Below are 3,944 nucleotides of genomic sequence, written 5' to 3'. Positions count from 1 at the left end.
GGGTTGGAGGGGGTGTCCTCGCGTGGTGGTGGGGTGGCGATGTGGTCGACGGTGACCGGTGGGTTGGTTGCCGATGGTGAGTTGGATGCCGGGTATTGGTATCGGAACCTGCGGGAGCCGGTGCTGTTCGAGGCTGCGGTTCGGGCGGCACATGCGCAGGGGCGGGGCGTGTTCGTGGAGGTCGGTCCGCATCCGGTGCTGGGGTTGGCGCTGTCGACCGTACTCGGCGACGGCGACGGCGTCGGCGAGGGTGCTGGCGGCGGTGAGGGGCAGCGGGTGCTGCATACCCTGCGTCGTGACCGGCCGGAGGTCGCGCAGTTGCTGAGCAGTCTGGGGACGGCCTGGGCTGCCGGTCTGCCGGTGTCCTGGCGGGAGTTGCTGCCCGCCGCGGAGCCGGTGGCGTTGCCCACCTACGCCTTCCAGCGGCAGCGCTACTGGCTGGACGCACCCCCTGCCGGCATGGTCCGGACGGCTTCATCCGGCATGGACGACTGGCGCTACCGTGTGGGTTGGACGCCACTGGTCACCCGGTACGCCGGCGGGCCGCACCGACGATGGCTGCTGCTGTGCCATGCCGATGCCCAGGCCGAAGTCCACGACGTACGCCAGGCGTTGGAGCAGTCCGGCGCCGAGGTCGAGGTGCGAGCGCTGCCCGCCGACCCCGACATCGACATCGACCGAAACGGCGTCGCCGACCTGCTCGCGGGTGCCCAGCACATCGCCTATCTACCGACCGGACCGGACCACGGTTCGGCACGCGAGGAGGCAGCGGGACTGCCGGGTCGGCTGGCCGTCGTGCTGGCGGTCATGCAGGCCGTCGCAGCGCAGCCGGACGCACGGCTGTGGGTACTGACCCGCGGAGCGGTCACCGCGCCGGGGAACGGCTCGGCACCCGACCCGACGACAGCGGCGGTGTGGGGCCTCGGCCGGGTCTTCGGCCTCGAACACCCCGACCACTACGGCGGTCTGATCGACCTGCCGCGCAGCTGGTTCACGGGCGCGGGCAAGATGCTCCGTGCGGCGCTGGCCCAGCCGGAGGAGGACCAGCTGGCGCTCGACCCGGCCGGTGTGTTCGCGCGTCGGTTGCGGCGCGCCCCCGCTCCCTCCGGCGGCGGCCGGCGATGGAAGCCGAGCGGGACCGTACTGGTGACGGGCGGTACCGGCGGGCTCGGATCGCATCTGGCGCGCTGGCTGGCCCGGAACGGGGCCGAGCACCTGGTCCTCGTCAGCCGGTCCGGGACCGAAGCTCCCGGCGCCGTCGAGCTGGCCGAGGAACTGCGCGCGGAGGGCACCCCGACCACGGTCACGGCCTGCGACATCACCGATGCCGCGCAACTGGCGGAGGTGCTGGGCGGCACCGATCACCCGCCGATCACCACCGTCATCCACACCGCCGCGACGATCGAACTGGCCTCGTTGCGCGACGCCACGCCCGAGCATCTGAGCACCGTCCTGGACGCCAAGTGCACGGGCGCCGCAAACCTCGCCGATCTGCTCGGGGCCCACCACCCCGACGTCCGGCTGGTGCTGTTCTCCTCCATCGCCGGGATCTGGGGCAGCGGGGTGCACGGGGCGTACGCCGCCGCGAACGCCTATCTCGACGCGCTCGCCGAGAGCCGAGCCGCCTCCCAGCCGATCACGTCCGTCGCATGGGGCATCTGGGACACCGAGCTGGCCCTGGGACGAGTCGACCCCGACCAGATGTACCGACAAGGGCTGCCGTTCCTCGACCGCGACCGGGCATTGGACGCGCTCGCCCAGGTCCTCGGTGGCGAGGAGACGGTCCTGGCGGTCGCCGAGGTCGACTGGCCCACGTTCGTCCCCGTCTTCACCGCGGCCAGGCCGCGGCCACTGCTCAGCGAGCTGCCCGAGGTACGGGCTCTCGCATCCGCCGAACAGGAGTCCACGGACCCCGCCGAGTCCTCCTCGGCACTGGTGAACAGGCTGGCCACGGCGACCGAGGCCGAACGGGACACCGTACTGCTGGAGACGGTCAGGACCGAGGTGGTGGCCGTGCTCGGCCACAGCGACGTGGAGACCGTCGCCCCGAACCGCGCGTTCCGCGACGTCGGGTTTGACTCGCTGACCGCCGTCGACCTCCGCAATCGGCTCGGCGCCGCCCTCGGGATCCGTCTGCCCGCCACGGTGGTCTTCGACTACCCCACGCCGCGGGCCCTGGCCGCCTTCCTGAGGCACGAGGTGTGGGGGAACCGACCCATCACCACGACCGCCCCCCGGAGCGTGGCGTTCAGCGGCGAGCCCGTCGCCATCGTCGGCATGAGCTGCCGATTCCCCGGCGGTGTGCGCTCGGCCGAGGACCTCTGGAACCTCCTCGCCGCGCAGGGCGAAGCCGTCTCGGGCTTCCCCGCCGACCGCGGGTGGGACGACGCTCTGCTCCACGACCCGGACCGTGCACGCTCGAACAGCGTGCACGCACGCGGGGGAGGCTTCCTGCACGACGCCGCCCTCTTCGATCCGGAGTTCTTCGGCATCAGTCCCCGTGAGGCCCGGGCCATGGATCCGCAGCAGCGGCTGCTGCTGGAGACCGCGTGGGAAGCCTTCGAACGCGCCGGCATCGATCCGGAGTCCCTGGCGGGAACCCCGACGGGAGTCTTCGTCGGCTCCAACTACCAGGACTACGGAACCAACCTGGCCGTCGCTCCCGAGGGTTCGGAGGGCCATCTGCTCACCGGGGGTGCGTCCAGCGTGCTGTCCGGTCGCATCGCGTACACCTTCGGGCTTGAGGGTCCGGCGGTCACGGTCGACACGGCGTGTTCGTCGTCGCTGGTCGGTGTGCACCTGGCCACTCAGGCGCTGCGGCTTGGGGAGTGCTCGCTGGCGCTCGCCGGCGGCGTGGCCGTCATGGGGTCGCCCGGGGCGCTGGTCGCGTTCAGCAAACAGGGCGCGCTGTCGGCGGACGGCCGGTGCCGGTCCTTCTCCGCCGAAGCCGACGGCATGGGCATGGCCGAGGGTGTCGGCCTGCTCCTGCTGGAGCGGCTGTCCGACGCGGTGGCGAACGGGCACCGGGTGCTGGCGGTGGTACGTGGCTCCGCCGTGAACCAGGATGGCGCGTCGAACGGGTTGACGGCGCCGAACGGTCCGTCGCAGCAGCGGGTGATCCGGCAGGCCCTCGCGAACGCGCAGGTCGACGCGGGTGAAGTCGATGCCGTGGAGGCGCACGGAACGGGCACCACGCTCGGTGACCCGATCGAGGCGCAGGCTCTGCTGGCCACGTACGGGCAGGACCGGCCGGAGGGCCGGCCGCTGTGGCTCGGGTCGGTCAAGTCGAACATCGGCCACACACAGGCCGCCTCCGGGGTGGCCGGTGTGATCAAGATGGTGATGGCGATGCAGAACCGCAGGCTCCCCGCCACCCTGCACGCCGAGACACCGTCGCCGCACGTGGACTGGGCGGCCGGCGACGTACGGCTGCTCACCGAACCGGTGCCGTGGCAGGGCGACGGCCGCCCACGGCGGGCGGGCGTCTCCTCGTTCGGGGTGAGCGGCACCAACGTCCACATGATTTTGGAGGAGGCACCCGCAGTCGAGGTACTCCCGGACGCGTTGGAGACGTCGGCGCCGCTGATCGAGGGCCCGGTGCCGTGGGTGGTGTCGGGTCGTGGTGAGGCGGGTCTGCGGGCCCAGGCGGCGCAGTTGGCGAGTTTCGTGCGGGCTCGGCAGGTGGCGGGTGTGGTCGACGGCGGGTGGGTCGCGGGGGTGGCTGCGGGGTTGGCCGGTAGGGCCGGTCTGGAGCAGCGGGCCGTGGTTACCGGCGCGGATGCGGCAGAACTGCTCGAAGGCCTCGACCGGTTGGCCGTTGGTGGCCAACCGCTGCTGAAGCCGACCGAATCCGGTGTGGTGTTCGTCTTCCCTGGTCAGGGTGGTCAGTGGCTGGGTATGGGGCGTGAGTTGTTGGGTTCGTGGCCGGTGTTCGCGGAGCGGAT

1 protein-coding gene is annotated in these 3,944 nt (G+C 72.0%); it reads left to right on the top strand.

Annotation, left to right across the window (positions count from 1 at the left end):
• Positions 1–39 precede the first annotated feature (39 nt).
• The coding region (locus ACFY0I_RS39865; protein WP_388904727.1) for an SDR family NAD(P)-dependent oxidoreductase at positions 40–3,944 on the top strand (3,905 nt) is incomplete at its 3' end.

It is taken from the genome of Streptomyces sp. NPDC001568, assembly GCF_042893755.1.
Taxonomy (GTDB): domain Bacteria; phylum Actinomycetota; class Actinomycetes; order Streptomycetales; family Streptomycetaceae; genus Streptomyces.
Note: the sequence above shows the minus strand (reverse complement) of the source record. Positions and strands in the feature narration are given on the sequence as shown.